At 63.4% G+C, this 25,975-nt stretch carries 25 protein-coding genes and 1 tRNA gene; 11 read left to right on the top strand and 15 right to left on the bottom strand.

Going from position 1 to position 25,975, the window contains the following annotated elements; genetic code table 11:
- Positions 1-10 precede the first annotated feature (10 nt).
- Positions 11-1,561 carry a hypothetical protein gene (locus AB0L58_RS27080; RefSeq protein ID WP_364390617.1) on the bottom strand — a complete coding sequence of 517 codons (1,551 nt, stop codon included), beginning with the start codon at positions 1,559-1,561 and terminating at the stop codon, positions 11-13.
- A gap of 532 nt (positions 1,562-2,093) precedes the next feature.
- Here AB0L58_RS27080 and AB0L58_RS27075 point away from each other — a divergent pair.
- The 4 genes from AB0L58_RS27075 (at position 2,094) to AB0L58_RS27060 (ending at position 4,423) form a co-directional block, all read left to right on the top strand.
- Complete coding sequence (locus AB0L58_RS27075) at positions 2,094-2,351, top strand: YbaB/EbfC family nucleoid-associated protein (protein WP_364390616.1); 258 nt, start codon at positions 2,094-2,096, stop codon at positions 2,349-2,351.
- Positions 2,348-2,641 (top strand): type VII secretion target, encoded by a 294-nt coding sequence (locus AB0L58_RS27070; protein WP_364390615.1) that lies wholly within the window; start codon positions 2,348-2,350, stop codon positions 2,639-2,641. The genes AB0L58_RS27075 and AB0L58_RS27070 overlap by 4 nt, the downstream gene beginning before the upstream one ends.
- Before the next feature lie 2 nt (positions 2,642-2,643).
- Positions 2,644-3,861, top strand: a complete 1,218-nt coding sequence (locus AB0L58_RS27065) for a hypothetical protein (protein WP_364390614.1) — start codon at positions 2,644-2,646, stop codon at positions 3,859-3,861.
- A gap of 220 nt (positions 3,862-4,081) precedes the next feature.
- A complete protein-coding gene (locus AB0L58_RS27060) occupies positions 4,082-4,423 on the top strand; it encodes a hypothetical protein (RefSeq protein ID WP_364390613.1) in 342 nt (113 codons plus the stop codon).
- Between the two features lie 387 nt (positions 4,424-4,810).
- Here the strand turns inward: AB0L58_RS27060 and AB0L58_RS27055 are convergent, their stop codons facing one another.
- From AB0L58_RS27055 to AB0L58_RS27030, 6 genes are all read right to left on the bottom strand, one after another.
- Positions 4,811-5,707 carry an aminoglycoside phosphotransferase family protein gene (locus AB0L58_RS27055; protein WP_364390612.1) on the bottom strand — a complete coding sequence of 299 codons (897 nt, stop codon included), beginning with the start codon at positions 5,705-5,707 and terminating at the stop codon, positions 4,811-4,813.
- Between the two features lie 10 nt (positions 5,708-5,717).
- On the bottom strand, positions 5,718-8,417 hold the full coding sequence (locus AB0L58_RS27050; RefSeq protein ID WP_364390611.1) for a hypothetical protein: 2,700 nt from the start codon (positions 8,415-8,417) through the stop codon (positions 5,718-5,720).
- Between the two features lie 524 nt (positions 8,418-8,941).
- Positions 8,942-9,415: a hypothetical protein gene (locus AB0L58_RS27045; protein WP_364390610.1), complete on the bottom strand. Its 474-nt coding sequence runs from the start codon at positions 9,413-9,415 to the stop codon at positions 8,942-8,944.
- 420 nt (positions 9,416-9,835) lie between these two features.
- Positions 9,836-11,113 carry a hypothetical protein gene (locus AB0L58_RS27040; RefSeq protein ID WP_364390608.1) on the bottom strand — a complete coding sequence of 426 codons (1,278 nt, stop codon included), beginning with the start codon at positions 11,111-11,113 and terminating at the stop codon, positions 9,836-9,838.
- A gap of 15 nt (positions 11,114-11,128) precedes the next feature.
- Positions 11,129-11,434 carry a WXG100 family type VII secretion target gene (locus AB0L58_RS27035; protein ID WP_364390607.1) on the bottom strand — a complete coding sequence of 102 codons (306 nt, stop codon included), beginning with the start codon at positions 11,432-11,434 and terminating at the stop codon, positions 11,129-11,131.
- Positions 11,434-11,778 carry a WXG100 family type VII secretion target gene (locus AB0L58_RS27030; protein ID WP_364390606.1) on the bottom strand — a complete coding sequence of 115 codons (345 nt, stop codon included), beginning with the start codon at positions 11,776-11,778 and terminating at the stop codon, positions 11,434-11,436. Before AB0L58_RS27030 ends, AB0L58_RS27035 begins: the two co-directional genes overlap by 1 nt.
- A 761-nt stretch (positions 11,779-12,539) precedes the next feature.
- Here AB0L58_RS27030 and AB0L58_RS27025 point away from each other — a divergent pair.
- Positions 12,540-12,977 carry a hypothetical protein gene (locus AB0L58_RS27025; RefSeq protein ID WP_364390605.1) on the top strand — a complete coding sequence of 146 codons (438 nt, stop codon included), beginning with the start codon at positions 12,540-12,542 and terminating at the stop codon, positions 12,975-12,977.
- A gap of 15 nt (positions 12,978-12,992) precedes the next feature.
- A complete protein-coding gene (locus tag AB0L58_RS27020) occupies positions 12,993-13,754 on the top strand; it encodes a tyrosine-type recombinase/integrase (RefSeq protein WP_364390604.1) in 762 nt (253 codons plus the stop codon).
- A gap of 201 nt (positions 13,755-13,955) precedes the next feature.
- On the opposite strand, the gene AB0L58_RS27015 is transcribed toward AB0L58_RS27020, so the two are convergent.
- A tRNA-Ile gene (locus AB0L58_RS27015) sits at positions 13,956-14,029 on the bottom strand.
- Positions 14,030-14,175: 146 nt separating this feature from the next.
- Between AB0L58_RS27015 and AB0L58_RS27010 the strand changes: the two genes are divergently transcribed.
- Positions 14,176-14,607: a nitroreductase family deazaflavin-dependent oxidoreductase gene (locus AB0L58_RS27010; protein ID WP_364390603.1), complete on the top strand. Its 432-nt coding sequence runs from the start codon at positions 14,176-14,178 to the stop codon at positions 14,605-14,607.
- A 1-nt stretch (position 14,608) separates the two neighbouring features.
- Here the strand turns inward: AB0L58_RS27010 and AB0L58_RS27005 are convergent, their stop codons facing one another.
- On the bottom strand, positions 14,609-14,758 hold the full coding sequence (locus AB0L58_RS27005; RefSeq protein WP_364390602.1) for a hypothetical protein: 150 nt from the start codon (positions 14,756-14,758) through the stop codon (positions 14,609-14,611).
- Between the two features lie 66 nt (positions 14,759-14,824).
- Complete coding sequence (locus AB0L58_RS27000; protein ID WP_364390601.1) at positions 14,825-15,823, bottom strand: zinc-binding dehydrogenase; 999 nt, start codon at positions 15,821-15,823, stop codon at positions 14,825-14,827.
- A gap of 996 nt (positions 15,824-16,819) precedes the next feature.
- Here AB0L58_RS27000 and AB0L58_RS26995 point away from each other — a divergent pair.
- A complete protein-coding gene (locus tag AB0L58_RS26995; RefSeq protein ID WP_364390730.1) occupies positions 16,820-17,326 on the top strand; it encodes a hypothetical protein in 507 nt (168 codons plus the stop codon).
- Positions 17,327-17,332: 6 nt separating this feature from the next.
- Here AB0L58_RS26995 and AB0L58_RS26990 read toward each other — a convergent pair whose 3' ends face one another.
- Genes AB0L58_RS26990 through AB0L58_RS26980 form a run of 3 tightly spaced genes read right to left on the bottom strand, consistent with a single transcriptional unit; the run spans position 17,333 to position 21,136 of the window.
- A complete protein-coding gene (locus tag AB0L58_RS26990) occupies positions 17,333-19,105 on the bottom strand; it encodes an SDR family oxidoreductase (RefSeq protein WP_364390600.1) in 1,773 nt (590 codons plus the stop codon).
- A 25-nt stretch (positions 19,106-19,130) separates the two neighbouring features.
- A complete protein-coding gene (locus AB0L58_RS26985) occupies positions 19,131-20,237 on the bottom strand; it encodes a PDR/VanB family oxidoreductase (protein ID WP_364390599.1) in 1,107 nt (368 codons plus the stop codon).
- A complete protein-coding gene (locus tag AB0L58_RS26980) occupies positions 20,234-21,136 on the bottom strand; it encodes a metal-dependent hydrolase (protein ID WP_364390598.1) in 903 nt (300 codons plus the stop codon). The genes AB0L58_RS26985 and AB0L58_RS26980 overlap by 4 nt, the downstream gene beginning before the upstream one ends.
- A 239-nt stretch (positions 21,137-21,375) precedes the next feature.
- Between AB0L58_RS26980 and AB0L58_RS26975 the strand changes: the two genes are divergently transcribed.
- Positions 21,376-22,773, top strand: a complete 1,398-nt coding sequence (locus tag AB0L58_RS26975; protein WP_364390597.1) for a wax ester/triacylglycerol synthase family O-acyltransferase — start codon at positions 21,376-21,378, stop codon at positions 22,771-22,773.
- A gap of 56 nt (positions 22,774-22,829) precedes the next feature.
- On the opposite strand, the gene AB0L58_RS26970 is transcribed toward AB0L58_RS26975, so the two are convergent.
- Together AB0L58_RS26970 and AB0L58_RS26965 are read right to left on the bottom strand one after the other, a co-directional pair.
- Positions 22,830-23,729 (bottom strand): alpha/beta hydrolase, encoded by a 900-nt coding sequence (locus AB0L58_RS26970; protein WP_364390596.1) that lies wholly within the window; start codon positions 23,727-23,729, stop codon positions 22,830-22,832.
- Positions 23,730-23,803: 74 nt separating this feature from the next.
- Positions 23,804-24,043 carry a hypothetical protein gene (locus AB0L58_RS26965; protein WP_364390595.1) on the bottom strand — a complete coding sequence of 80 codons (240 nt, stop codon included), beginning with the start codon at positions 24,041-24,043 and terminating at the stop codon, positions 23,804-23,806.
- Between the two features lie 109 nt (positions 24,044-24,152).
- Here AB0L58_RS26965 and AB0L58_RS26960 point away from each other — a divergent pair, with 109 nt between their 5' ends.
- The gene (locus tag AB0L58_RS26960) at positions 24,153-24,896 is read left to right on the top strand and encodes a glucose 1-dehydrogenase (RefSeq protein WP_364390594.1); all 744 of its coding nucleotides are present in this window, start codon (positions 24,153-24,155) and stop codon (positions 24,894-24,896) included.
- Positions 24,897-25,115: 219 nt separating this feature from the next.
- On the top strand, positions 25,116-25,970 hold the full coding sequence (locus AB0L58_RS26955; protein ID WP_364390592.1) for an NAD(P)H-binding protein: 855 nt from the start codon (positions 25,116-25,118) through the stop codon (positions 25,968-25,970).
- Positions 25,971-25,975 lie beyond the last annotated feature (5 nt).

Here is a 25,975-nt window from a genome sequence, read left to right as displayed (position 1 = left end):
GCGGGCCGTGTCACGTTTGAATCGCCTGACGAATGCGATGTGTGACCAACTCTCCCACACTCATGCCGTCATCGAGCCGGAGCAGCGTTTCGGTGTCGAGCTCGGTCAACAACCTGGCAAGTATCCACCCTCCGACATCGGAGCCCTTCAACAACCGCTCGATTCGTTGTATCCACTCAGCCGCATCGGGACCATCAGCGATGTTCGTGTGAGCGGCCGCCACAGCCTGGGATACCTCCTCAAGGGTCGGAGGTGGAATGTGGATTCGATGCATCCCAGTGAAGACGGGACGGTCCTCGATTCCAAGGCTCGCACGAATGCCGACGATCACTCTGACATGTGCCAAATCGGCACAACTCACCAGTTTCTCGATCGCGGACTCGATCAACGCACGTGTACCTGGCTCGGCCTGATCAAGCCCGTCAACGACGATCGTCACCGGCAGCCCGAAAGTATCGATCCGCACCAAAGGCTCAATGACCGCCACGTCGAACACGTCGATCTCGTGGTTGTGTGAACTCTCCGCCAACGCACAAGCCGCAGCGGCGGCGAACCCGTCGACACGGCGCGACAACTGCTGCGAGAGTTCCTCACTCAGCGACTCGATTGATGTCGCTACCGAGACGAACGCTGCCGCAGCGACATAGTCTGCAGTGAACTGACTGCGGCCCAACAGATTCGGACGGATCAGCAACGACATCAACGTGGACTTGCCGGACCCAGCCGAACCGATCACCCCACGCAACCGCAAGTGATTGGTATTGAATACCTCCACCACCCGCCGCCGCAACGTATCGGTCAGAATGACCCCATTGGTCAGCGCATCCACCAAACCCGCCGCCGGGCGATTCCACACCGCATCATCACGGCGCGAAATATTGGGCACGAGCCACAAACCGGGATCACCACCGTAAGCCACTCCGAAATGCCCCGGCACCTGCAACGGGCATCCCGCCTGTAGCGGATCTAGCAGATACACCGGCAGCAGGTTCTCGCCGCGAGTCGGCAGACCGCGCTCGAACACCGCCAACATAGTCCGGGTGAAGCACCCGTCATAGGCGCTGTGTCGGCCGGAAGCGACCAGCAGTTCCATCCGTTGAGCAGCTAAATCGACCCGATCAGTCAACCTGCGGGCAGCACCAACAACGCTGTCTTGCGCCTCGCACGCGTCGACCAGCACGATCAGCCCGTCCACGCGATGCTGATCGAGTTGTTCACTGAGAATCTGAACCAGATGCAATGCATGCCTGGAAGCTGGCGGCAGTAGCGAATCGCGGGCCATGAGAAAGAAGTTCTCGGCTCCAGTGGCCACCCCATGACCGACAAAACTAATCAATAGCGTCGCCTGCTGCTCAACCGCCGCAGAAAACGCGGCTTCAACCGCCGAAACCAGCTCAGCCGCAGAAGGACTCAGCAGCGGTCCCGCCGCACCCCACGCCGACTTCCAACCGCCGAACGCGCTCAACCGCGAATACAGCTCACCGGCCAACCCCTCGACGAACCCAAGCCGCGGCAACGCATCACATTCCGACCCCACCACAAGCGCCAGCCGCCCTCCCACACCGACGAGCCTACTCCACGACCACGCAACGGAGCCTAGATTCCATGACGGCCAGGCTCGGTAGATCGCACTCTCTAGACGAGGCCGCATCCGCTATGCAGCATTCCGCATGTCGATCACGGCGGGGTCTGCTTTGGCGTGGTCGGAAGCCTGACATGCTCGTTCCTCGACGAGATTCCTGCACGCGTCGATGCGGAGGGTCGAACGGCTTTCAGACTGAACTTACCCGCTGAGACGCATCCCAAGCGCCACTTCCATGTTAGAACTTCTGCTTCTGGCACAACAGGATTCGGCTCTCTGCGATCATCTTCGCATACATGCTTCTACCAGCATGAATAGCTCATGGCTATCTTCTGTCGAATCAAGCTGCGTCGCATCAGATTCGGCCGGATTCGGCTGAAAATATGGAGTAAAAGTGGAGTTCCGCACCGTCCATGCTGCGACCTTGCGAGGCACCCCGAAGGCCCTCGGGCAGTAGCAGAGGCTCGATCTGGGTACGCTCTCGGGAGCGCCACTCGACGGGGGAACAGCGATGACTAGCGATGAGCGAATGCTCGAGATCCAGCGGATCAATGAGCGACTCGCGGCGGTGCGCGGCTCCGCGCGTTCCAGCGACGGCAGTGTGAGCATCGAGACGGACGCCGGTGGTCGGATCACCGACCTGTATATCGCCGACTATGCGATGGACAACGGCCCTCAGCACCTGGCCAACCTCATTATCGATCGTCACCGTGCCGCACTGGGCAACGCCGAAGCCGCAGCCGTGCAACTGTTCGAGGAGTCCAGGTGAACGTCGACCCTGTGAAGATGCGCGCACTCGCCACATCCGTCCGCACGAACGCGGGCAGGATCACGACGAAGACCCCGATCGCGAAGGTGAGCCGTGATCTGGCCCGCGAGCGGATGGCGGATTCGAACCTCGCCGTCAAAGTCGAAGAATCACTGAAGGCGATGGATACGGTGCTGGCATACCACAATCGCCGCCTGAGCAGCTTTTGCGACAGTGTGGAGACCGCCGCGGGTGTCTATGAGCAGACAGATGCCGACTGGGCTACCCAACTCAAGCAGCTTGGGGGCTAGCGGTGGCAGATGGGCAGTCGCTGACCATATCCAAGGTGCTCGGGTGGGACCTCCGGTACCTCGGTCAGGTTGTCGACATGATGAACGAGACCTACAAGTTCATCGAGACCGAGGCCACCGCCGCGGGAAATGCGATCGAGCAGTCCGACGACTACTTCGACAGTTCGGCAGGTGACGCGGCACGACGGCGCGGCCAGGAGGACCGCACCGACACGATTCAGACCTCCGACGTCATCGAACAGATGGCGTCGAAGCTCAGCTCCCTGGTCTCGACCCTGGAAACCAATATTTCGGCGATCCGAACCCGCAAAGCCGAAGCCGAGGATTCGAGATGGGATCTGTTCGTCACCGAGGACGGCCACGTCAAGTCCCGCACATCGAACGCCGAAACCTACAGCGACTACTTCCCGTTCGGTGATGTCGCCGTCGTTGCGAAGGAAATCGTCACCCGGCGTCTGGACAACTTCATCTCCGCTGCCTTCACGCTCGTGCAAAGAGCGGATCAGGAAGGCGCGGAGATCTACATCAAGGAAATCGAGAAGCTGTCCGACCGGGTGCAGCAGGGTCTGGTTGTCAAGCCGGACGATCCGGAGCTCGCGAAAATCCTCGAGGACTATCAAACCGATGTCTCCACCGGGCTACCGAGACTCTGGCCGGTCGGGTGGCCAGCCGACATCCTCAAGGACAACGGCATAAACGTGAGCCCTTCGCTGATGACCTCCGAAGAGATCTCGGCCATGGAGAACCTGCTGCAGAACCAGGGCGTCGACGCGGTCGCAAAAGCCCTCACCCTGCCCGACCTGGCCAGGAACGCCGCCTTGGCGGAGTATCCGGACTCCGTCGCCGATGGCCAAGGTGATGCCTATCGGCACATGTACTGGAATGCCCTCATGTCGCAACAATTCGGTGAGGACTGGGCGCAAACCTACGCCACGTCCCACGAGAAGACCGGCGGCAATACGCCCCAACGTGAAGCAATGGACCTCTACAACAATGAAATCGGGCGCGCGATCGGGGCAGCCAACCCCAAAGCCACTCCCGAAGAATTGGCCGCGCTGGTCGGACAGCAGATCAAAGATGGCAAAGCAGTCGTCATTCAGACGTCGAATGCCGATGGCAGTCAACTGCCCGCCCCGCAGATCACCTGGAGCAATCGGGTGACCGAGGCGATGACCGGATCGCCAGCTGGCGTCGGTATTCCGCTACCTGGGAGCGAGTGATCATCTGATGAGAGTCGCAGCCCTGGCCCTCGTCGCCGGTTTGGTACCGGTGCTGTTGGCTGCCGGATGTGGGCCGGACCGGTCCACTGGTAATCGGGACGCAGGGAGTACCGACTGTCGTGCCTCGTTCGACGTGCGGTCGGGGGGATCATCGCCGAGTGGCGGATTCACTCTTCTGACCGCCGCGAGGCAGGCGGCTTCCGGTGACGTGCCGGTCAAAATGGTGGAAATCACCCGAGCCGCAGGTCTGCAGGACGAATGGGACACCATGGTGGTCGTTACCCCGGGCATGAAAGCCGACAAGGTGAACGAACTCGCGAATACCCCCGGAATGTGCTGGCAGAACTTGCCCGGTCCATACAACGACGACAAACCGACAACGGCCTACTACCTGTTCCTTCGTGGCGAGAACCCCGTGCGGGCTGCGACCTGGTGGTTCCCCACCGATGACGAACTGGACTTCCGCTGGACCAGCACGAAAGTCGTGCACCCGGACACCGTACTCACCCCGCTGCACTCACCCGGCGCCGATCCCAAACTCCGCGTGACTCCCGCGAATTAAGCCGAATCCGCCGATAGCGTCCGCAGCGCAATCCGAAAGTTCCTGATCAGGCGCAGCTTGGAGCGCCCGCATGTCCGGTATGGCAGCCTGAACGATCGGAAGAGCAGGATGACCGAGCGGCAGAACCGGGACGGCCGGGGGCGGACTCTGCAAAATCGGCGTTCGAGGGGCGTGTGCCTGCACTGCTCGGATCACGCCATTTGTTGCGTTCATCGGGGCCTCCTGGCCCGTAGTGCGGCATTACAATCCGCGAGCAGAAACCTGGCAAGCGACTCACTCTCGCCAGGAGCGCTTCTTGAAACAAGTTGCGCTCGACGGGAATTGAAGGCCGCGATCTTGAAGTAGCTATCGATTGAGTCTTCCGAGTTCCCAATCCGAAGCCGGGGCTTAGAAGATGTGCCATCGCTGTTGTTGGTCGCCGCTGCGCAGGGAGTCGACGCGGTGGGCGAACTCCTGAGCGTGTCGCGGGCTGACGTCGATGATCTGCATGAGCCAGGTGACCATGGTGAGTTCTCGGACAGCGCATAGGACGGGATACCCGGGGATGTCGGTGACGTCGTAGCCGTAGGTGTCGGCGAATGCTTGATAGGTGGTGCGGGGCAGACCGAATCGGTCGACGGTCATGGCGACGGTGGTCAGGTCCCACTCGCGGGGACCACGGGCGACGGCTTCGAAGTCCGACAGAATCGGGCCCGAAGGAGTGGGAATGACGTTGTTTATGTGTGCGTCTCCGTGGATCACCGTGTGCGGGGTGGTGAGTTTCAGTTCCGCATAACGGGTTCGGAGTGTGGAGTAGAGCTCGGTGAGGAACTCGATCGCGGCGGGATCAGCGTTCCCAGGATTGGCCAACCGAGTCGGCACGGCGCTGAACGGGTCGAATGTCGGTAGCGCAAACCCGGGTTCGGGCAGGGTGTGGAAGTCACGAAGCAGGGCAGCCAGCTCGACCTCGGTCGGTTCGCCGACGATGTCGGCCAGCTGCCAGAACGTGATCAGGCGGCCGTCGGCGGGGATGAGCTGTTCGAATTGTTCGGCGACCCGGACGGCTGGGAAGTCGTGTCGGGCGAGCCACCGTGCAACGGCCAGTTCCTTCTCCACGCGCGCCCGGCGTTGCTCGCTGCGGGCGATGCGGGCGACGACATCGGCGTGCGGGAGCGCGTAGATGGCGTTCTCGCCCATCCGGATCAGCCGTGCGTTGTCGGTGGTTACACCGAGGCGGGTACCGGCTAGTTCGAGGGCGCGGCGGGCTGTGGTATCGGAGAAGGGGGCGTCGAGGTCGACGGTCATCTGCGCGAGTCTAACTCGGTTGGGGTGGTTGGGTATTGGGTTCGTAGCCGAGTGCGGCGCGTCGTTCGGCGATCAGTCTCTGCCATCGGGCTACGACGGTGTCGGGTCCGTCGATCCAGTTCGCGCGCCGCAGGTCCGGGTCGGGTTCGGTGCCGTCGAAGAAGTGGGTGATTTCGACGAGGTATGCGTATTCGCCGTGATCGACACTGAGTTGGAGCTGATCGCGGGCTTCGTGGAGTTGGTCGTTTTCTGCGCGGAGAGCGTGGTGGAAGCAGCGGGCGAACCGGATGTATGCGAGCGCGGACCCGAGACCGGCCTCGGCGGCGTCGCGTTCGAGCTCTCTGGCGCGGGCGGGCACGTGCGCGTCCGAGCCCGCGTCTCGCAGCAGGCGGGCGGTACGGACCTGCGTTTCCGACCAGTTCTGCTTGACGTTCTCGAGCAGACTGCGGGCCAGCTCGATCTGCTGGTCGGCACGAGTGCGGTCACCGAGGGCCGCGGCGAACGCGAGCCCGGCCTGGGCGAGCGCAGCATGCCCAGGATTGTGGTCGGCGAGCGCCAGTTCGCGTGCGGTGCCGTAGGTGGAGCATGACAGCGCGAGATCGCCTTGTGTCCACCACAGGTGGCCGAGTGCCCGGTAGTAATGCGTGTCGTGGTCGAGTGCCTCGATGGTGTTCAGGGCGGTCGGGAAGTCGCCGAGGTGTCGGGCGATGTGGGCGAGTCCGCGGCGCGCTTCGCCTGCCATCGGACTGCGCCCGGCCGCGACATGGCCCATGTGCTCCGCTGAGGCTTCGTAGCGTCCGAGATGGCGCAGGCTTTCACCCAGGAAATAGTGCGCGATATGTTCGGCAGATTCCGGCAAGACACCCAGGCTCAGAACGGCTTCGAGTTCGTCGGCAGTGTCTTGCCGGTGTGCGCGTTGCCCCCGGGACACCGAATGCAGGACCCGAGCCAACGCGACTGCGGCGCAAGCAGTGTCGGGCTCGTCGTCGGTTCGAGTGCGGGAATCTGGGATGTCGATGGGCTCCCAGACCGACTCGATCACGTACCTCCACGCGGCGTCGACGATCCAGCCTGGTTCGAGTCGGAAGTCGCAGGCGATCCGTAGTCCTTGTGTCAGACAGGCCATCAGCTGGCGTCGATGTTGGTAGCCGCCCGGCGCGGGCATCTGGGTGCCTACCGCATCGAGGGTGCGTTGCGCCGCGCGACGCCAGTCGCTCGGCGACCAGCGGTCTTCGCTGGTTGCGTCGGCTTCGCGGACCGCGGACCTGATCAGATCGTGCAGCCGATACGGCCACGGCGCGGCGGGATCGTTACCGACGAACGGTCTTTCGACGAGGTTGAGCGCAGAGGCGTCGCTGTCCAGTCCGGCCGCGGCGGTGGCCAGGTCGACGGTGAACGAGTCCAGCAGGGTGACCGTCCGCAGGACCGTGCGTTCTCCCGGGGTCAGGTCCCGCACGATCCGGGCAACCAATGCCGGAAAGTCATGATCGAATTCACCTGGTCCCGGCAGGGTGCCGGTGCGGTTGAGGATGTCGAGGAACCGCATCACGGCCAGGTCGAGGAACAGCGGCAGACCATAAGAGCGAGACGCGATCTCGGACCGCACCTGTGGCGGGATAACCGGTTCGTCGTTGCGGGTCAGCCGGGTGCGCAGATAGAGCTCCCGGTCGTCGTCGGACAAGAAACCGACCAGATGCTGGCGGGGATCCGCTGACGCCGCCGGTGCGAGCTGCGGCCACGGGAACGGCCCGGCCTGGTCGAGTTGCCCCTCCAGCGAGGGGTCGTCCCACTGCAGCCGGTTGCGGCCGGTGACGATGAACAGGGCGTTGGGCATAAGCCACACCATCCGTTGGAACAGCCGCTCGAGGTCTCGGTGACTGCGGTCCCCGACCTCTTCGAACGTGTCCAACAGGACCACCAGCACAGCAGAGCGATCGACCGGCACCTGTGCCAGATCCCAGGCGAGCAGATGCGGGAAATAGCTCAGAGTCTCGGCATCCTGATCGGCTTCCAACAGGTCGGCCAACCTGGTGCAGCGCGCCAAGGCCCGCACGGCACTGCGTCGCTGCCGCAACGCCCGCACGATTTCGCGCACCGCGGTGGTCGCGGCCACCCCGGCCACGGTCGGCAATGTCAACGCCTGGACGACATCCTCAGCGACCGAACGCATCTGCTCCCGAAGATCGGTCACATCACCTGCCCGGCGCAGAAATCCGTTGCGGCGCAGATATCCCTCCAACGGCTCACCAGGATGATTGACCTCCCAATACCGCCGCAACGCAAGATCGAACGCCCGCATAGGATGCCCAACCCGTGCCACCGCCAACCGCATGGCCAGGATGACATCTTCGAACTGGACTCCGCCCGGCCGCGACAGATCGATCCGGATCGGCAGCACGCGGCCGACCTCCGCAGGTACCGGCCCCCATTCCGAGCCCACGGACTCCGAACCAGTCCTCAGGTGCGTTTCCAGCCGCTTGGACAGAGTGGTTTTCCCGATGCCGCCGACACCGTAGAAGACGAGCACATTGCGGCGCGGAGTGGCGAAATCCTCCACACTGAAGCCCTGCGCTCGCACCGCGGCCCAGTGCGCCAGCAGACTGTCGGTCGTCGCCCGCCACTCATCATGGCGATTGGCGAAAACGTCCTGCGCGTCCACGCCGTCGCGTCCCGGGCTGAACAGCGAACGCAGATCCGATCGCGGTGACACCGTGAACCCCCTGACACCAGTGCTTACAGGACCGCCTGGGCGGCCTCACTGCATTCTAAGATGCACATCCATCGCTGGACGGCGAATCCTATAGTGTACAAACAATTTTAGCGGCACCGTTGCATGCACCTGCCCTGGTTGGCAGTGGCTTCGCCTTCCACTTCCACCGACCCCATCGGCCGCGGCAAGCCTTCACGATGAACTCACGATTCACCTGCTGCCGTCCGCTTTTGGCCGCTCATGATCCTAATTCGATTAACATACACCAGATTTCAGTGACACCGACCGCCCTCTTTCGAATCATGCTGCACCGCAACAGATTAGGGCGAATTCGGCGCGAATAAGGAGTAAGTACAGAGTTCTGGACGGAATCCTCGTCTCATGTGGGCAGGGCACAGTGGCTTCGATCGTCGAGGCAATCTGGACCTGCGATCTCTGGGTTATGGCGGACAGCGATACAGGCACCTTCGGGTGGCTTCGGTTTCCTACATCTACCTGCCCAGACTCACGTGCTGACCATACGCCTACCTGGCGCCATGGAGTACCTGACTCGATATGCCGGAGGCACTAAGACGGTGTCTCATGTCGCCGATTTCGCCTTCGCGACCTTCTCGTAGCGGGTGAGTGTGGCAGCGAGTAAAGCTCATGTCCCTGACGGGCGTTCGAACAGGTCGAGTACGGGAAACCGGTCTACTGGCCGGTGCTTCAGCAGGTAAGGCCAGCCCCATGGTCGGCGGCAGCGATTGCGTCGTGAAAGCGCTTGTGGACCCAATGGCGCTGGCGCAGATCCCGTCCGTCGATCCGGACGCCGACACCGCACCGGGCAGCACCGCCAGGTCAACGCTGGGCGAACCGACACCCCAGGTCGCGACGACCTGCACGAACGGGATCTGCGACAGGAACTCACCCACACTGGCGGCACCGGAGGACAGCAGCTTGGTGACGACACCGGACTCGAGCTCGGTCAGCGCCCGCGGCTGAATCGGCGTGGCACTCATCAGCCCTCCTCGTAGGTGGTGTTACTTGAACCGCTTGATCAAGACATCGGCCGGGTTCGGTAGCGACACTGGGCACTGGTCTGTGTGCCACGCGTACTCGAGCCCGTGTAGAAACCCATCCTCCGCCCAAAGGGTGATGAATCCAGTGACAGTCCCGCGCGGGTCGGTCACTTCACCGGATACCGGCAACTCGCCATCTTCAAAGCTCGACTTCGGCGCATCGGAAGAGACATGCAGATAGAGACTCGGCGACCCGTCGCTCCACTTGGCAGCCACTCGAGTGTGCGCGATTTGTGATACGAACTCACTCGCACCGGGAAAGTCGACCGACAATAATTTCCGAATGATTGACTCTTCCAACGAAGAGAGTGGGCGTGGCATTGTCGGTGTTCCATTCATATTTCCTCACCTTCCAAAGCGTTAGGGAATGTATGCCGTACTGATCTTGAATACACCGTCAATCATCGCGCCGCGTATATGTATCGTATGCCCATCTATTGTTCGCACCAAAGCGTTGCCCGGCCCGTAGACCCCCTCGGGAACCCCCTGAACACTCTCAATCAATTTTGTCATGGCTTGTTCCCGGCTACCGGATTGCTGGACAAATTCGTCTAGATTATGCTTCGAATAGTCGAATACATGTTTCATCGGTTCGTCCTTGAGCGCGTAGTCAAGCGAACTCTTCAACTTGTCGCGCGCGATCCTGGCGATATCGGCCGTGCGCTGTGCCATGAGGTCGGCGATGCGCTGGAGCGCTGCCCGTCTCGCTGCGAGATCCTCGCCGGTTTCGGTGACTTTGTCGACGAATTTCGCTAAGCGTTTGGCGGCGAGCACCCGGTCGACATACTTTTTCATCTTCAGTGCGAGCTTGCCCGCTTTGGCTGCGGCGATCGCCGCGGCACCGAACCCGGCCGTCAACGCACCCGCTATCACACTGAGGACGACGGTCTCGGCGACTTCCTGCGCGAGATCTTTGGCGAGATCGACCAGCAGTTGGCCCAATTGTGTCCGGAACTCCAGAATCGCGGAGCGATGGTCGCGGCAGGATTTGGCGAGGTCCTTGTAGAGGGTGAGCACGCCCTCGGCGGATGCTTTCAGTTCCCGGATGTCTTCGTCGACATGGGAGGCATCGGGAGCGGTTTCGCTCTCGAATGTCTTCGCCAGCTGGTCCAGCAGCGTCGGCAGGTTGCCCACCCCCGATTCGGAGGAGGCGAGCTTGTCCCAGGCATCGGCGGCGGTCTGCAAGTCGTTCGGTTCCCCGTCGGGCATCGACACGCCGAAATCCTCGAGCGCCGACACCGCGAACCCGACATCGTCGAACAGGCCACTACCGGGTCCGCCTGCCGAGGGCGGCGGTGTCACGCATACCGACCATGCAGGCAGCAAATCCGCTGGTTTCGTCGGTTCTGGTCGGCCGGTTCCCGCAACGTAATCCGCGAGAGCGTGGTTGTAGCCGAGCTGATTCAGTATGCCGGCGTAGTTGCCCATCGCGGTGACGAGCAGCTCGGTCATACTCCTCGCCGTGGTAACGGTCGAATCATAGGACGTGGCCCACGCTTTCGATTCGCCCACATTGCCGCCCATATGGGCGGTTTCGCTCAGCGCGGCGATCTGTGTGGAGAAGATCCGCTGGCACGCGGTGGCATACGAATACAGTGTCTTACCAGCCGAGGAATACACCGCGGGATCGACTACCAACGTTGTCATCGGCTCCTACGACCTGCCCAGCATCGCAAGATTCGCGGCGATAGCGGCCGTGTACCGGTCGTGCGCATCCCGGACGGCTTGGCGCATCGTATCGATACCCTCGGAAACATCGGTCGCCCCGGTGTGCCACTCGCGAAAAGCCTCGGCCTGCGCATTCGCGGCGGCACCGTTCCAGTTCTGCTGCACCGTCGAGATTCGCTGCTGCAACCCGTCGAGACTGTCGTTGAGGAAACCGATAAACCCCGACACCCGGGCAACCATTTGTTCGAGCTCGTCGAGATCGACACGGAAAGGCTGTGCGTTCTCGACCATCACAACTCCGGAAGGTCCAGCGACCCGGTGAACGCGCGGGTGGTGTCTGCCCGCACTCTGTCCTGATCGTCCAGGGTCTTGCTTGTGACACCGAGCAGTTCGGCCATTTCGGCCAGCGCGTCGAGGATGGTGTCGGCGCCCTGCTTGGTTTCTGTCCACCCCGCGCTGAACGAATCTGCGGAGGTGCCGCGCCAATTGGACAGCAGTGCTGTGATGTCCGCATCGATCGAGTTCAGGCCATTGACGAGCGATTCGGCGACCTGCTGGACGTACCGGCCGGCGTCGGCGACTTCGTCGGGGACCAGCGCGAAATCGTTGGGGGTCGAGCCGGGTTGGCCTGTCATGCAGCCTCCTCGAACGTTGGTGCGGATCAACAGGTTAGACGCGAGTGGGTATTGGTCGGTTCCCTGGTTCGGGATGTGCCTTCGGTCACGCTATGGACGGTGTAGAAATGGGCAGTCTTGTCGTCACATGTCGGAGTGGCGTTCGGGTTCGATGCAAATCGTGGTATCCAACCACAAGACCCTAGATCCCCCGCCATCACTGTTAGCGTCGCGGCGATACCGAGTAGTGCGATTGTGAATGACTTCACGGTTTCCGGCCCCCCACAGCTTGCTATCGATAGCTGAATCTTATTGCGGCTATGGTGATTATGACTGATTCTGTGCCAGTCACCTCAGCTTTCGGCTCAGCTGATCAGCGCGTGGTCACACATGACGACGGCGCGCGAACTGCATCATTGGACATGCGCGATGTCGCGCACTGGTCCGGTATCACACTCGAGCTCGATGAGCCGTTCGTCGCACCACCAGAGGCCGCCCTCCTCGGCCGCGAACAGCGCAAGCTCGTGTTCGATCCCATCTGCGCGTTGGCTGCGACGAACCGACATCCCCGGCCCCCATTAAAGATTCAGATGAGCTCGCAACATCCACAGATTGCAAGCAATAACAATCTATTCCACTGTATGAGCGCGTCACAAACCGCGTAATTATCTGCCTCCCAGTAGAATTGGAGTGCACACGTCGGGCTAGCACCCGGAATTGATATCCACGGGAGTACAAATGAATAATCGCGCTGTCGCGCGCGCGGACGGCGAGGATGCCTGATGCCGCGCGAACGAATCAAGCCCGGACGGCACGGGAAGATCGCAGTCACTGTCGTTCGGGATGCAGCTGGAAAACCGATCCGGCACATAGCAAAGACCAGGCTTCGCGACCTCGACGGCGCCCTGCGGAAGGTGGAAGCGACCGGGAAATCCAAGAGCAAGGCCATAGCAGCGCTCGAGGAAAAGTTGGCCCGGCGGGTCGCGCCCTCGAAGTCCGAAATCACGGCGGATACGCTCGTGCACCGCCTTGCCGAGCGATGGCGGATAAAAGTCGAGCGCTCCAAGCTGTCGGCGAACACCAAACGCCGATACGGGGAGATACTGGACCTCCACATCGTCCCCAGAATCGGCAAGCTGACCATCGCCGAGTGCACCACTCAGGTGCTGGAAGGGTTACTCGAAGACATCGCCGACGAAGTGGGCAGGCCGACCGCGTAACTCGCGAAGACCTGCTTGTCCGGACTGTGGACGCTCGCAAGCCGATACGGCGCCAGTACCGGAAATATCGTCAAACTGCTCGCACCGATTCAGGTCGAAGACAAACCGGTTGTGGCGTGGTCGCTGAACGAGGTGCAACGCATCCGAAGCGGGCTACGCGGTGACAAGCTCGCCGTCGCGAACGGTATCGCCGATCTGGTCGATCTACTGTTGGCCACTGGATGCCGAATCGGCGAGACGATGGTACTGAAGTGGAAGCACCTCGATCTCGACGCCAACAAGCCCACGGTGCTCGTTGAGGGGACCGTCGTCCGTATACGCGGCGGCGGGATGATCATCCAACCGCACCCCAAGGGCGGCCCGAATGGCAAACGCCGACTGCTGCTGGCTGAATGGGCCGTAGAGAGACTGACCGCCCGCCGCGACTTCATACCGCATGAGCCCGAAGATCTCGTGTTCCCCTCCCAACAAGGGACCCTGCGCGACCCTCGCAATGCCCGCAAGCAACTACAGCGGGCACTCGACCGCATCGGAGTCACGGGGATACCCCAGAACCCCCATGCGGCGCGCAAGACCGTCGGCACGCATCTGGCCGAAGACGCCGACGGCGGGCAATCCGATATCGGTGTCGCGGCCGCCCAACTCGGCAACACCGAAGCGGTGACACGACGGCACTACGTCGAACGCACCCATCAAGGTCCGGACGCCAGGAATCGTTTCGCGGCCTTCGCTCTGCCGGATGAGCAAGACGGGATTGCCACGACGAGCCGAACATGACCATTGTGAGTGACCGGCGACGCCTGACATCGGTCATCACTGGTTAGCAAACAGCCAGCTCCCGATGCCCTGGTCAGCCAGGGTGTCGGGAGGGGGAGCGAGCAAGATGTACCCGCAATTTGAAAAAGGTGAGTAAGTGGTGACCTGGGCGGTTAAAGCACTACCCAAACACCGTCCGCAAGCCCCTGACCTGGGGATTTGTGGGGCGGGCGGGGCTCGAACCCGCGACCAATGGATTATGAGTCCACGGCTCTAACCGACTGAGCTACCGCCCCGTGTTCGGTGGATACCGACAGCGTTGGGGATGGTACCGGGTTGGGTGGGGCGGGCACCACTCGGATGGGGTGGCGTGGTGCCGGAAGGTGGGGGTGCGGGTGGCTAGGGTGGGGGTGTAATCCGGAAACAGGCTGGAGGGTGGGCTGTGGCGAGTGTGTTTGCGAATGTGCTGAAGGTGCATCAGTGGGTTTATGAGAACAGCGGCGGGGTGGTGGGGCATCGGCTGCTGTTCGGGAATCCGACGTTGTTGTTGCGGACGGTGGGGCGCAAGACGGGGCAGCCACGGACGTCCGCGCTGACCTATGGGCGCGATGGGGCGGATTACTTGGTGACCGCGTCGAATGGTGGGTCGCCGCGGCCACCGGGGTGGTTGGCGAATGTCAAGGCTGCGCCGGAGTGTGAGATTCAGGTCGGGCGACGCAAGGTATCGGTGGTCGCGCGGGCAACGCTGCCCGACGATCCGGATTACGCGCGGCGCTGGGCGATCGTCGACAAGGTCAATCAGGGGCGCTACAGCGCGTACCAGAAGATGACCAAACGGCCGATCGCGGTGGTGGTGCTGTCTCCGGTCGGCTGAGTCAGTCGGCTTCCCAAGCTTCGTAGTCGTCCTCGACATCACCACGGTCCCAACGAGACTCGCTCCGCGGCGGGCGGCTGGCCCACTGCACGATGAGAGCGACGAGACCGAGCACGGCGAGGACGACGACAACGACAATCAGTGTTTCCACGCGGGCACCCTAGCGCCCAGCCGTGGTACTCGCAGGTACCTGAGACAAGTTGCCACGGAAGGCCGTTCAGACCGTAAGAAGTGTGCGTCCCAGGGCCGCTCGCGATTCAATTGTCAGATGTGCGCGATCGGCCTGCTCGAGCGGGAAGGATTGTCCGATAACGACTTCCAGCCGTCCGGCCGCCGCATCGGCCAGCGCACGTTCGACCAAGGCGAGCCAATCGATATCGCCCTGCCCGGTCAGATCGAACAACCCGAGTACGCCGATCCCCCTCGCCACCAATGCTTCTCGATCAATATCTGCGAATTGTCCTGCGGCAGCGCCATATCCGATGAAGCGTCCGCCGTCGACCGCGGCTTCGATCGCGCCCGCACCCAATGCGCCACCCGCGCCGTCCAATACGACCTCGGCACCGGCCCCACCGGTCGCGGCACGCGCCTTCGCCGACCAGTCGGATTCGGAGTAGTCGACGACCGCATTCGCGCCGAGTCGTGCCGCGAGTTCCAGTTTTGCGCTACCACGTGCCGCGGCAACCACATTCGCGCCGGCCGCGCGGGCGAGCTGAATCAGCAGGGTGCCCAATCCCCCGCCCGCCGCGGTAATGATCACCCACTCACCGGGTCGGATCGCGGCTCGATCGAAGATGGCGAGCGCGGTCCTGCCGTCGTGGGCGAGTGCCACTGCCGCCGACAGGCTCAGCGCCTCGGGCACGGCGACCAGGGTTTCCGCCTTGGCGAGTGCCTGCTCCGCGTAGCCACCGATCGGCTGGCCACCCCCGATGCCGCTCGCGGCGGTATCGGTGACAACGCGCTTGCCGACCCAACTCGGGTCGACGTCCGGACCGACCGAAGCAACCACCCCGGCGACCGCACCACCCGGCACATACGGTGGTTCGATCTGGAAGAACTCGGCGCCCCAACCACTTCGGAGTTGGACATCGAGGAACATGACATCGGCGGCCGCGACATCGACGACCACCTGTCCCGGCCCGGCAACGGGCTCGGGCACCTCATGTACCGAAAGTACCTCGGGCCCACCGAATTCCGTAGCGTGCACAGCGCGCATGACAACCTCCATCATTTCCTGACTCGATCCGACAGGGACCAGCCTGGAACCTGAAGCACTGTTGAGGTCAAGCCGAGCGCGCCGATTACGCTGAGCGCGGAACTCGAGAATCGAACCCGAGTCGACAGCCAACCCCGCCTGGCCCGACGAGCCGCACCTGTTGTCGCGATTCGCACCGGTGCTGGACTGCCAACCAGAAGGTGCCGACACCGGGCTGCGATGGAACAACTGGGTCAGGAACCGCCTCCGCCGCAGCTACTCCCGCCACCACCACATCCACCGCCACTACCACCGCCCCCGCCACAACCGCCACTGCCTCCGCCACAACCGCCCGAACTCCCGGAGTCACCGCCGCCGGAATCTCCGGCATCCCACGACGACGAGCTGGTTCCCCCGATCCACCCGAATCCACGTCGGGGCGACCGACTGGGCAGGTTGGACATCACCAGCACGAAACCGGCGATCCCGCCCATGAGGACGACCGTAATCAGTAAGACCAGCAGCAGACGCACCATCATGACCCGCCACCGCCACAGCTACTTCCCCCACCACCACAACTACTTCCCCCACCACCACAACTACTGCCACCACCACAGCTACTTCCCCCACCACAACTGCTGCCGCTGCCACCGTCGTGGCCGTGATGTCCGTGGCCATGCCCATGACCACCGCCACTGCCCGGGTCGAAGCCCACCCCCGAATCGAACCCGGCAGCGCCGTAAGTCCACGGCGAGTCACCGGAACCCCCATACCCCTGTCCGGGCGGCAACGGCCTGCTGGTCGCCCGCACGATCAGATACACGACCAATGCCGCTACGCCACCGCCGATCACGAGAATCACCAGCAGTAGAACCAAGAAAGCCGCCATTCCGAAATCGTATAGGCCCACTCCCCCGCACTGAACCCACGAAAAGCAACGGCTCGCCGAACAAACGCCCATTCGCCGTACAGTGAATCGTGGCCTTCTTACGTCTCGGAAACCGTACCCAACGCCGAATCGACTTGCGTGCTGTCGACCGGGCGGTGGCCGCGCTCGAATTTCCCGACGCGGTCTTCAAAACCAGCCCGTGGCAGCGTTTACCCACCCCGCCGGCTGCCATCCCCCAGCCACGGGAACTGGTGGAAACCGGGCTGCGGCAGTGGCTGCGCTGTTGTGGCGCGGCCATGCGCGACGGCCAGGTCATCGGCATGCCCTCCCATGCGGTCGACGAGGCCTGGCACGGATTCATTCTGTGCACCGAAATGTATGCCGCATTCTGCGCCACGGCATACGGCCGGTTCCTCCATCATTTTCCGGAAGGCGTGGCCACGAAAGGCAATTCGCACGGATCCATGGGCGAACAGCTCGGCCGCACGGTGGTCGCGTGGTCGATGGTCGCAAAGCCCGGTGAAACGTGTGTGCTCTGGGATCTCGACAGCAAGGTGGGCGTCGAGCACCCGTGGGGCATCGGCGCGGAGCGAGTCGCGGCCATCGAGGCCGAACTCGCCGACACACCTTCTTGATTCAGCTCAGGTGAGCTTCACCCGCGCGGCGACGAACCGCACCACCGACGGGGCGAACTTGTTGAACTGGTACTGCAGCCGCGCCTCCGGGGTGACCGGCACTATGCTGCGATCGCGTTCGACCGCACGCACGATCTGCGCCGCCACCTTCTCCGGACCGTAGCGCCGCGCCCGATACAACTTGTCGTAGCGCTCCTGCTTGCGCTGCTCCTCGTCCGCGCTGACACCCGAAAACCTGGTGGTGGCAACGATATTGGTATGCACGATGCCGGGGCAGATGGTGTGCACGGAAATGCCGCGCCCGGCCAGTTCCGCACGCAGACAGTCGGAGAACATGAATACCGCCGACTTACTGGTGGAGTATGCGCTGAACCCCTGCTGCGGACTGTAGGCCGCCATGCTGGACAGGTTGACGATATGCCCGCCGAGCCCACGTTCGGCCATCGCTGATCCGAAGGCACGACACCCGTTGACCACACCGCCGAGATTGATCCGCATGACGCGATCGAACTCCGCCGACGGCGTATCGAAGAATCGACCGGCCTGCCCGATTCCGGCATTGTTGATCAGAATGTCGGGCTCGCCGTGCACGGCGAGCACCTCGGCCGCGTGCACGTGCACCGCTTCCTCATCGGAGACATCGAGCTGATAGGCATGCGCCGCACCGCCTTCGGCGGCGATCAGCTCCATCGTTTCCTTGGCGGCGTCCAGATTGATATCCGACAGCACGATTTCGGCACCCAACCGCGCGAACGCCAAGCCCGTCTCGCGACCGATACCGCTGCCGCCGCCGGTGATCACCACCAGCTGATCCTCGAACAGCCTTCGGCTGCGCCCCATTTCGGCACGACGCAGCCCCCGCGCCGCCACACCGCCATTGACCGCGTCGATGAGCTCGGTGGTTGCGGTTGCGAGCAATTCGGGATGCGAGAACGGCATCCAATGTCCGGCGGGCACATCGCGTCGCCACAGCCGCGAAACCCATTTGCGCTGATCGTCATAGCCCGCGGGCCGCACCGCGACATCGCGACCGGCGACGATCAACTGCACCGGCACCTCGGTGTGGCGCTCACGCGGGGCGAGCATTCGCGGCAGGATATTGGCACGGTAGATGAGCAAGCCCTCGACCGCGTCGCGACGGAACGTCGGACCGAGCACGATATTCGACGGCGCGGTGTCGTTCATGATCGAAACAATGCGCTGCCAACGCTTTTCGTGCGCGACCACCCGGAATACCCGATTGAGGCCCGGTGTCATGGAGAAGATCGTGTATCCCGACGACAACGCCTGGGTGAGTGGCTGCCACAGATTACGCGGCGTCGGCCGGGACAGTCTGGCGCGCACCCACTTCGCGAGATGATCCAGATTCGGTCCGGACACCGAGGTGAACGAGGCGACCCGCGCCGCAGCCCGCGGTTCACACACCGCCTCCCACACCTGTACCGAACCCCAGTCGTGCGCGAGGACGTGCACCGGCCGATCGGGACTGACCGCGTCGGCGACAGCGAAGAAGTCACCGGCCAGCGCATCCAGGCGGAAGTCCTGGGCGCGCCGGGTGCGGGTGGACTCCCCGTGGCCGCGGGTGTCGTAGGTGACGACGTGGAAGCGCTCGGTCAACAGCGGTACCACCGCATTCCAGAGATGATGAGTGTCCGGCCAACCATGCACCAGCACAATGGTTTCCGCACCAGGATCGCCGGATTCGAAAACGGCGATATCGAATTCGCCGCTGCGCACGATCCGCCGCGTCGCGGCCGAGTCCAGGTCGGTCGTCTTCATTGACGTCACTCCTCGAGGTTCCTACTCACAGGTCCAATACCAATCGCCCGCCCCGCGCCCGCGAGACGCAGACGAGCATCTCCCCCGCCTCGTGATCTGCGGCTGTGAGCACGCTCTCGCGATGCTCCGGCGCACCGGAGAGCACCCGCACTGTGCAGGTCCGGCAGAAGCCCTGGCGGCACGAATACGGTCGATCCGGGCGGCTCCGCAGAATCGTCGCCAGTGCCGACTCGTCCGCGGGCACCTCGACAACTTCACCGGTGGAAGCGAATTCGATCTCGAAGGGGAGACCATCGACGATCGGTGGCGGTGAAAATCGCTCGGAATGCAGTTCGATACCAGGCATTTCGCGCACTGCTTCCGCGACGGCGGTAGTCATCGGAACCGGACCGCAGCAGTAAACCGCGGTATCGGAGGTGACTCCGGCGAGCAGCGTTGCGGCGTCGGGCAATCCGTGTTCGTCATCGGTGCGCACGGTGACGCGCGCACCGAATCCCGCGATCTCGTCGAGAAACGGAATCGCGTCGCGACTGCGCCCGGTGTACACCATCGACCAATCGACACCGAGCCGCATCGCCAACCGCGCCATCGGCAGAATCGGCGTTATCCCGATCCCGCCCGCGACGAAATGCAAACGCGCGGCGGGTGATCCGTGACCAGGTACGGCGAACGGAAAAGCGTTGCGCGGACCACGAACCACGGTGCGCGATCCGACCCGTAGTGCGTCGTGCACCTCCACCGAACCACCGCCGCCATCCGGAATGCGACGCACCGCAATGCGATACGCCCGGGTATCGGCCGGATCGCCACACAGCGAGTACTGTCGCAACCGACCCGACGGCAACTCCAGATCCAGATGCGCACCCGGCCGCCACGGCGGAAGTTCGCGCGCATCCGGCGATTCCAGCCGCAAGCTCACCACATCCTGGTCGTGCGCCTCGATGCGTCGACCGGTCACCACCAACGAAAGTCGGTGATCATCGGCGCGCGGTGACAGCTCGCGGCGGTTGACGATCGTGGTCCACCGCAGCCGCGCCGAGGCGACCGCGTCGAGGACCCGCACGGCCCGATCCTGGTCGCGCTTGCCGAACAGATCGGCCGGCAACTGCTCCGGTATCGGCCGCCAGTTCAAGACGCAACCGCCTGGGCCGCGGGCGATTTGGCCAGATACGCGACCGCCTGTGCTGTCGAACCGACGGACTCCGGGTTGTATCCGGGCTTGAATGTCGTCAGCGCACTCCACAGCAGTGAGGGCACACCGGGCAGCGCACCGCGCCACATCGAACCGAAGACCTGCATGATGAGACGCGGATATCCGAGGTCGGGCAGCGCAGGGTCCTGGTGCACCATGAATTTGGTGCCGCGCACCACCAGCGTGATGAAGATCGGGAAGACGATCGTCATGATCGCGGCCCGCCGCACGTATCCGGCGCCGAAGTAGACGGCCACATCGTGGGCGACGTGCCGATGCTCGACCTCCTCGGCTCCGTGCCAGCGGAACAGGTCGGCCACTCTCGGGTCGGCGCCGAACTTTTCCAGATCGGCATTGAGCACCCAATCGCCGAGGTAGGCGAAGAAATGTTCCAGACAGGCGATGATTGCCAGTCGCTCCACCATGACCTGCCGCCGGGCGATGCCATCGATATCCTTGGGCCCGAGCGATTTGCGGAACAGGTATTCCGCCTGTCGCACATACGGTTGCGGGTCGATGCCGTTCGCGGCCAGCACCTCGTGCAGCACCCTGTCGTGCGTCTCGGCGTGCATGGATTCCTGACCGATGAAGCCGAGCATGGCCTCGCGCAGCTTCTCGTCCTTCACATACGGCAGCGCCTCGGAATACGCAGCGCAGAACATCCGCTCACCCTCGGGCAGCAACAGGTTCAACGCATTGATCAGATGCGAGGCGATGGGTTCGGCAGGCATCCAGTGCAAGGGGGTATCCGCCCAGTCGAACCGCACATTGCGCGCGTTGAGGACGACCGCACCGGGATCGATGTCCACCCGCTGCCGCGCCCTACGAAGTAGCTTCATCGATACTCCTCGATCTCACCCGCCGCGCCACAGCTCGAAAAGAGCCACGACCGCGACATTGCGGGCCTTCCTTCATGCCCGTAGCAATGATCATACACGTATATGAAACCCTCGGTTACACACATGGCCGGCCGCGAGGAGTGCGACCGAAAAGCCCGCTTGACAATAGAGTGATCCACTGTGACCGATATCCCCGCGATCGAGCAGTAAACTAGAACACGTTCTAGTAGTCTTTGGCTATGGAGCGACTAACCGGATTGGATGCCAGCTTCCTGTACCTCGAGACCGGGACTCAGCACCTGCACGTATGCGCGTTGCTGATCCTGGATCCCGCCGCAGGGGGCGTGCCCTACACCTTCGACATATTCAAAGCAGAACTCGGCCGCAGGCTGCCGCTGATCCCACAGATGCGGCGGCGGATCCACGAGGTGCCGTTCAATCTCGACCATCCGGTCTGGGTGGAAGACCCGGATTTCGATCTGGACCACCATGTCCGACGCATCGAAACGTCGCGCCCGTTGGAACGGCGGGAACTCGCCGACCTGGTCGGCGAGATCGCCAGTGTGCCCATGGATCGCAGCCGTCCGCTGTGGGAAATGAGCGTGGTGGAACACCTGGCGGACGGCACACTGGCGGTGATCTGCAAGTACCACCACGCCGCCGTGGACGGCATCACCGGCACCAACATGATGATGCATCTGTGCGATCTGGAACCCGGGCTCGCCGAGTCCGAACCGGCCGCGGAGTGGCACCCGGAACCCCAGCCCAGCGATGTGAAGCTGGCGGCCGAGGCAGTGCTCAACCTGCCGAACAGGCTCGGGCTGGTCGGCATGGTGCCGAAAACCCTCGGCATGGTTGCCGGTTTCGCGCAGCGGCGCCGAAACAACCAGGGGGGCATGGCCTTACCGTTGACCGCGCCGCGAACCCCGTTCAACGGAGCGATAAGTCCGGATCGCGTGGTGGCCTGCGCCGAGACCGATCTCGGCGCGATCAAAGAGATCAAGACCGCCTTCGATGTGAAGGTCAACGATGTCGTCCTGACCATTGTCGCGGGCCTACTGCGCACCTATCTGGACAAGCACGGCGAGCTGCCCGACAAATCCCTGATCGCCTCGGTGCCGGTATCGGTGCACGACACCTGCCGGCACACCGCGGGCATCAACAAGGTTTCCTCGCTGTTCTCCAGACTCGGGACCGATATCGCCGATCCGGTGGAGCGCCTGCGGCAGGTGGCCGAGGCCAACCGCGACGCCAAGGACGAACACGAATTCGTCGGCGCGGATTTCCTGATGGACTGGTCGAAGTACGCTCCGCCGAACACCTTTCAGCTAGCGGCGCGCGTCTACTCGTCGCTGAAATTGGCCGAACGCCATCCGGTGGTGCACAACCTGGTGGTATCGAATGTGCCGGGCCCGCCGATGCCGTTGTATTTCCTGGGGCATCGGGTCGAGGCCATGTATCCGTTCGGGCCGGTTTTCCATGGCGCGGGACTGACGGTGACCGTACTGTCCAATAACGGCGATCTGGACTTCGGGTTCATCGCCTGCCGGGAACTGGTGCCCGATCTGCAGGCAATCGCCGATGAGGTCCCCGGCGTCGTCGATGAATTGCTGACCGCGGCACGCGATCTGGGCTGACGCCCACCGCTGCCCTGTTCGCCACTGCCGCCGAACAGGGCCGCATTCGAAGTTTCCTATTGCCTTGCGGCAACGGCGGCACAGGCCTGCAGCAGTACCGGCACGAAGCGGTCGGCCTCGAGCACGCAGGATGCGTGACCGGCCTTGACCAGATGAATGCTCGCACCGGGAATCATGGTCGCCATCTCCAATTGCCGATAGACCGGAATCGCACGGTCCCGCGTCGTGATCACGACGGCGGTCGGCATACTCAGTGTGGAAAGCCATGCGGTCGCATCGAATCGGCCGACCTCGGCGATGACCTGCGCCATGGCCCAACCACTGCTGCTGCGAAATTCGTCGAGAGCCCAGCGATTCAGTTTTCCCGGCGCCCACGTATGCTCCGGCAACTCGGGTAGTCGGCCGACGTACTCGGCCGCACGGCGGTACGAATAGGGGCCGATGGCGTCGGCGAATGCGCCGAAGGCCTGATGAAAAGCGCGCTCGCGCAACTTCTCCTGGAACCGATACGGTGTCGCGCACAGCACCAGACCGCGCACCCGATCCGAATGTCGGCGTGCGGCAAGCAATGCCACGACGCCGCCGAGAGAGTATCCGGCCAGGATCGCGCGCTCGACGCCGAGTGCGTCGGCGACCGCGACCACGTCATCGGCACAATCGCGCACCGAGAACCGCTCCGAGCGGATGCCACGGCCGTGCCAGCGCTGATCGAAGACGATCACCCGATATCGCTCGGCCAGCGCTTCGAGTGCCGGAAACCAGGTCAGGTAGCCCGTGCAGGCGGTGGCGTGCAGCAGAATCAATGCCGGTGCACCCTCGGGACCCGGAATATCGACGACGTAGGTGCGCCCGCGCCCCGGCAGTTCGACGAGCCGTCCACCGGGCACCTCGGCGATATCCGGCACGCCCGAACGCCGAGCGAACCGCCGCATGGCCACCACCGCGGGATTCGTCATCGTCGGCCTCCTCGCGGTCCGCGGCAATACTAGAACGCGTTCTATATCGATGATGCCATACGAGCCGCCGCCGCTCAGGCGAGGGCGCGGACGATGTATTCGGCGATGCACGCGGGCTTATCGCCGCCCTCGCGCTCGATGGTCGCCCGGATGACGATCTGCAGGCCGCCGGAGACCTCGTCGACACTCACGATCCGGGCGCGGCCGCGGATGCGGGAACCGGCGGGCGCGGGGAAGCGCACCTTGTTCAGGCCGTAATTGATTCGCGCCGAGGCGCCACCCATCATCGAATCGCCACGCGATGCCGCATCCATAGATCGCACAGCAGCCCCGAGTTCCACTGGGCGGTACCGAGGCGAGAGCGGATCGGCAAATCCTCTGTAACGTGTTTCAGTAAGTCGACGGGAGCGAGAGGAGGCCGCGATGGGGCGGTTGACCGGTAAGGTGGCACTGATCAGCGGCGGGGCGCGGGGCATGGGCGCGGCGCACGCGCGGGCGTTGGTGGCCGAGGACGCGCGAGTGGTGCTCGGCGACATCCTCGACGAGGAGGGCGCCGCGCTGGCTGAAGAAATCGGCGACCGCGCCGCCTACATCCATCTCGACGTGCGCGAAAAGCAACAGTGGCAGAATGCGGTCGCCGAAGCCGTGCAGCGCTTCGGTGCGCTGCATGTCCTGGTGAACAATGCCGGAATCGTCAACGGCAATCTGCTCGTCGACTTCGAATTGTCCGAGTGGCGCAAGATCATCGATATCAATCTGACCGGCACCTTCCTCGGCATGCAGGCAGCCACACCCGCGATGATCGAGGCGGGCGGCGGTTCGGTCATCAATATTTCCTCGGTCGAGGGCATGCGCGGCAGCCCCGGCCTGCACGGGTACACCGCCACCAAATTCGCGGTCCGCGGGCTCACCAAATCGACCGCACTCGAGTTGGCGCAGTACGGAATCCGGGTGAATTCGATCCATCCCGGACTGATCCGCACGCCGATGACCGAGGGCATCCCGGAGGACTTCCTGCAGATCCCGCTCGGACGCGGCGCCGACCCCGCCGAGGTATCGGCACTGGTGACCTATCTGGCCAGCGACGAATCGTCCTATTCGACGGGCGCCGAATTCGTTGTCGATGGCGGCCTGACCGTAGGAGTTCCGCACAAGACGTTCTCCTGATCGTTATCGCATGCCGACCAGGGCGCATCAGGCCGCGGCCTACGGATAACCGGTGGTCCCGTCACGCTCGGGGCGCCTGTCGGCGTCCGGCCCTCAGGTCGATGCGGCGGCAATGACCCCCTGCCGCCATTCCGATGTTATGGAAGTCATACTTCACGACAATCCAGGTAATCTAGTATGAGACTCATATGATATGATTCTCGAATAGATTGGAATGTCATGATTGTTGTCACCGGAGCCACCGGAACCGTTGGTCGCCCGCTCGTCGAACTGCTTGCCGCACAAGGGGTTCGACTACGAGCGGTGACCCGGTCCACCGAAACTGCCGCACTGCCCGCCGGCGTCGAGGTGGTGGTCGGCGACCCGGCCCGACCGGACACCATCGCCGAGGCCCTCGACGGTGCGTCCGCGGCATTCCTGCACCCACGTGCCGTGGGCGATGCGGCCTTCGAATTCGCGAAACTGGCAGATGGGCATGGCGTGCGCCGACTCGTCGCCCTGTCCGCCATCAATATCGACGACCCGCTCACCGCACAGCCCTCCCGCTTCCGCGGTGATCGGAACAGGGAGGCCGAGCACGCGGTGGTCGACAGCGGACTCGAGTGGGTGAGCCTGCGCGCCAGCAGCTTTGCCATCAATGTCCTGCAGAGCGGCTGGAATGCCCAGATCCGAGCGGGTGACGTGGTGCGCGGGCCCTATGCCGAATTCGCCGAGAGTCCACTGCACGAACGCGATATCGCGGCGGTCGCGGCGCATGCCTTCCTGACCGAGGATCTGCTGGGCGAACGAGTCGAGCTGACCGGGCCCGAATCACTGACCCATGCGGATATGGTTCGCATCATCGGCGAAGTCATCGGCAGGCCATTGCACTACGCGGAAATTCCGGCCGCCATGGTGCGGCAGGGCATGGTGGCGCGCGGCTTTCCCGAGGATTTCGTCGACTCCCTGCTGACCCGCTACGCCGATGGCATCGGCCAACCCGCACCCGTCACCGACTGGGTCGAGAAAATCCTGGGCCGGGCAAGAACTTTTGCCGAGTGGGCCGCCGATCACGCCGCCGCGTTTCGGAATTGAGTGCG

It is taken from the genome of Nocardia sp. NPDC052112, from assembly GCF_040680135.1.
In the GTDB taxonomy this organism is placed as follows: domain Bacteria; phylum Actinomycetota; class Actinomycetes; order Mycobacteriales; family Mycobacteriaceae; genus Nocardia.
The sequence above is the reverse complement of the archived record's forward strand: the minus strand, read 5'-3'. Positions and strand labels throughout refer to the sequence as shown.

Excerpts from the sequence above, each read along its gene's own strand:
- AB0L58_RS27075 (WP_364390616.1), top strand. The coding sequence starts at position 2,094 with ATGACTAGCGATGAGCGAATGCTCGAGATCCAGCGGATCAATGAGCGA.
- AB0L58_RS27060 (WP_364390613.1), top strand. The coding sequence starts at position 4,082 with ATGGTGGAAATCACCCGAGCCGCAGGTCTGCAGGACGAATGGGACACC.
- AB0L58_RS27055 (WP_364390612.1), bottom strand. The coding sequence starts at position 5,707 with ATGACCGTCGACCTCGACGCCCCCTTCTCCGATACCACAGCCCGCCGC.
- AB0L58_RS27045 (WP_364390610.1), bottom strand. The coding sequence starts at position 9,415 with ATGAGTGCCACGCCGATTCAGCCGCGGGCGCTGACCGAGCTCGAGTCC.
- AB0L58_RS27035 (WP_364390607.1), bottom strand. The coding sequence starts at position 11,434 with ATGGTCGAGAACGCACAGCCTTTCCGTGTCGATCTCGACGAGCTCGAA.
- AB0L58_RS27030 (WP_364390606.1), bottom strand. The coding sequence starts at position 11,778 with ATGACAGGCCAACCCGGCTCGACCCCCAACGATTTCGCGCTGGTCCCC.
- AB0L58_RS27025 (WP_364390605.1), top strand. The coding sequence starts at position 12,540 with ATGCCGCGCGAACGAATCAAGCCCGGACGGCACGGGAAGATCGCAGTC.
- AB0L58_RS27000 (WP_364390601.1), bottom strand. The coding sequence starts at position 15,823 with ATGCGCGCTGTGCACGCTACGGAATTCGGTGGGCCCGAGGTACTTTCG.
- AB0L58_RS26990 (WP_364390600.1), bottom strand. The coding sequence starts at position 19,105 with ATGAAGACGACCGACCTGGACTCGGCCGCGACGCGGCGGATCGTGCGC.
- AB0L58_RS26980 (WP_364390598.1), bottom strand. The coding sequence starts at position 21,136 with ATGAAGCTACTTCGTAGGGCGCGGCAGCGGGTGGACATCGATCCCGGT.
- AB0L58_RS26975 (WP_364390597.1), top strand. The coding sequence starts at position 21,376 with ATGGAGCGACTAACCGGATTGGATGCCAGCTTCCTGTACCTCGAGACC.
- AB0L58_RS26970 (WP_364390596.1), bottom strand. The coding sequence starts at position 23,729 with ATGACGAATCCCGCGGTGGTGGCCATGCGGCGGTTCGCTCGGCGTTCG.
- AB0L58_RS26965 (WP_364390595.1), bottom strand. The coding sequence starts at position 24,043 with ATGGATGCGGCATCGCGTGGCGATTCGATGATGGGTGGCGCCTCGGCG.
- AB0L58_RS26960 (WP_364390594.1), top strand. The coding sequence starts at position 24,153 with ATGGGGCGGTTGACCGGTAAGGTGGCACTGATCAGCGGCGGGGCGCGG.
- AB0L58_RS26955 (WP_364390592.1), top strand. The coding sequence starts at position 25,116 with ATGATTGTTGTCACCGGAGCCACCGGAACCGTTGGTCGCCCGCTCGTC.